This window comes from Streptomyces luteolifulvus, from assembly GCF_008806595.1.
GTDB classification, from domain to species: Bacteria; Actinomycetota; Actinomycetes; order Streptomycetales; family Streptomycetaceae; genus Streptomyces; species Streptomyces luteolifulvus.
On sequence record NZ_VZRB01000083.1, the window covers coordinates 2501 to 5185 of the forward strand.

1 rRNA gene (running past one end of the window) is annotated in these 2685 nt (G+C 56.8%); it reads left to right on the forward strand.

Going from position 1 to position 2685, the window contains the following annotated elements:
* Positions 1-2642 (forward strand): 23S ribosomal RNA (locus tag F7R91_RS41560); it begins 482 nt to the left of the window's first position.
* Positions 2643-2685 lie beyond the last annotated feature (43 nt).

Here is a 2685-nt window from a genome sequence, read left to right on the forward strand (position 1 = left end):
CGTGTGAATCTGGCGGGACCACCCGCTAAGCCTAAATATTCCCTGGTGACCGATAGCGGATAGTACCGTGAGGGAATGGTGAAAAGTACCCCGGGAGGGGAGTGAAATAGTACCTGAAACCGTGTGCCTACAAGCCGTGGGAGCGTCGGACGAGGACTTGTTCCTTGTCTCGTGACTGCGTGCCTTTTGAAGAATGAGCCTGCGAGTTTGCGGTGTGTTGCGAGGTTAACCCGTGTGGGGAAGCCGTAGCGAAAGCGAGTCCGAACAGGGCGGTCTAGTAGCGCGCTCAAGACCCGAAGCGGAGTGATCTAGCCATGGGCAGGTTGAAGCGGAGGTAAGACTTCGTGGAGGACCGAACCCACCAGGGTTGAAAACCTGGGGGATGACCTGTGGTTAGGGGTGAAAGGCCAATCAAACTCCGTGATAGCTGGTTCTCCCCGAAATGCATTTAGGTGCAGCGTCGTGTGTTTCTTGCCGGAGGTAGAGCACTGGATAGGCGATGGGCCCTACCGGGTTACTGACCTTAGCCAAACTCCGAATGCCGGTAAGTGAGAGCGCGGCAGTGAGACTGTGGGGGATAAGCTCCATGGTCGAGAGGGAAACAGCCCAGAGCATCGACTAAGGCCCCTAAGCGTACGCTAAGTGGGAAAGGATGTGGAGTCGCAGAGACAACCAGGAGGTTGGCTTAGAAGCAGCCATCCTTGAAAGAGTGCGTAATAGCTCACTGGTCTAGTGATTCCGCGCCGACAATGTAGCGGGGCTCAAGCGTACCGCCGAAGTCGTGTCATTGCAGCATGAGGGCCAACGCCCGCTGTGATGGGTAGGGGAGCGTCGTCTGCCGGGTGAAGCAGCCGCGTAAGCGAGTTGTGGACGGTTGACGAGTGAGAATGCAGGCATGAGTAGCGATTCACACGTGAGAAACGTGTGCGCCGATTGACTAAGGGTTCCTGGGTCAAGCTGATCTGCCCAGGGTAAGTCGGGACCTAAGGCGAGGCCGACAGGCGTAGTCGATGGATAACCGGTTGATATTCCGGTACCCGCTGTGAAGCGTCAAACATTGAGCCCATTAATGCTAAGGCCGTGAAGCCGCCGGGTGATCCTTCGGGTGATCTCGGAGTGGTGGAGCCGCTGACCCAAGGTGGTAGTAGGTGAGTGATGGGGTGACGCAGGAAGGTAGTCCATCCCGGGCGGTGGTTGTCCCGGGGTAAGGGTGTAGGACGTCAGGTAGGTAAATCCGCCTGGCACATAGTCTGAGACCTGATGCCGAGCCGATTGTGGTGAAGTGGATGATCCTATGCTGTCGAGAAAAGCCTCTAGCGAGTTTCATGGCGGCCCGTACCCTAAACCGACTCAGGTGGTCAGGTAGAGAATACCGAGGCGTTCGGGTGAACTATGGTTAAGGAACTCGGCAAAATGCCCCCGTAACTTCGGGAGAAGGGGGGCCACACCTGGTGATGAGCTTCGCGCTCTGAGCTGGGGGTGGCCGCAGAGACCAGCGAGAAGCGACTGTTTACTAAAAACACAGGTCCGTGCGAAGCCGTAAGGCGATGTATACGGACTGACGCCTGCCCGGTGCTGGAACGTTAAGGGGACCGGTTAGCTCCATTTCGGTGGGGCGAAGCTGAGAACTTAAGCGCCAGTAAACGGCGGTGGTAACTATAACCATCCTAAGGTAGCGAAATTCCTTGTCGGGTAAGTTCCGACCTGCACGAATGGCGTAACGACTTCTCGACTGTCTCAACCATAGGCCCGGTGAAATTGCACTACGAGTAAAGATGCTCGTTTCGCGCAGCAGGACGGAAAGACCCCGGGACCTTTACTACAGTTTGATATTGGTGTTCGGTTCGGCTTGTGTAGGATAGCTGGGAGACTTTGAAACGCGGACGCCAGTTCGCGGTGAGTCGTCGTTGAAATACCAGTCTGGTCGTGCTGGATGTCTAACCTGGGTCCGTGATCCGGATCAGGGACAGTGTCTGATGGGTAGTTTAACTGGGGCGGTTGCCTCCTAAAGGGTAACGGAGGCGCCCAAAGGTTCCCTCAGCCTGGTTGGCAATCAGGTGTTGAGTGTAAGTGCACAAGGGAGCTTGACTGTGAGACCGACGGGTCGAGCAGGGACGAAAGTCGGGACTAGTGATCCGGCGGTGGCTTGTGGAAGCGCCGTCGCTCAACGGATAAAAGGTACCCCGGGGATAACAGGCTGATCTTCCCCAAGAGTCCATATCGACGGGATGGTTTGGCACCTCGATGTCGGCTCGTCGCATCCTGGGGCTGGAGTCGGTCCCAAGGGTTGGGCTGTTCGCCCATTAAAGCGGTACGCGAGCTGGGTTTAGAACGTCGTGAGACAGTTCGGTCCCTATCCGCTGTGCGCGTAGGAGTCTTGAGAAGGGCTGTCCCTAGTACGAGAGGACCGGGACGGACGAACCTCTGGTGTGCCAGTTGTTCTGCCAAGGGCATGGCTGGTTGGCTACGTTCGGGAGGGATAACCGCTGAAAGCATCTAAGCGGGAAGCCTGCTTCGAGATGAGGACTCCCACCCACTTGATGGGGTAAGGCTCCCAGTAGACGACTGGGTTGATAGGCCAGATGTGGAAGCCGGGCAACCGGTGAAGCTGACTGGTACTAATAGGCCGAGGGCTTGTCCTCAGTTGCTCGCGTCCACTGTGTTTGTTCTGAGGCAACGACCGTT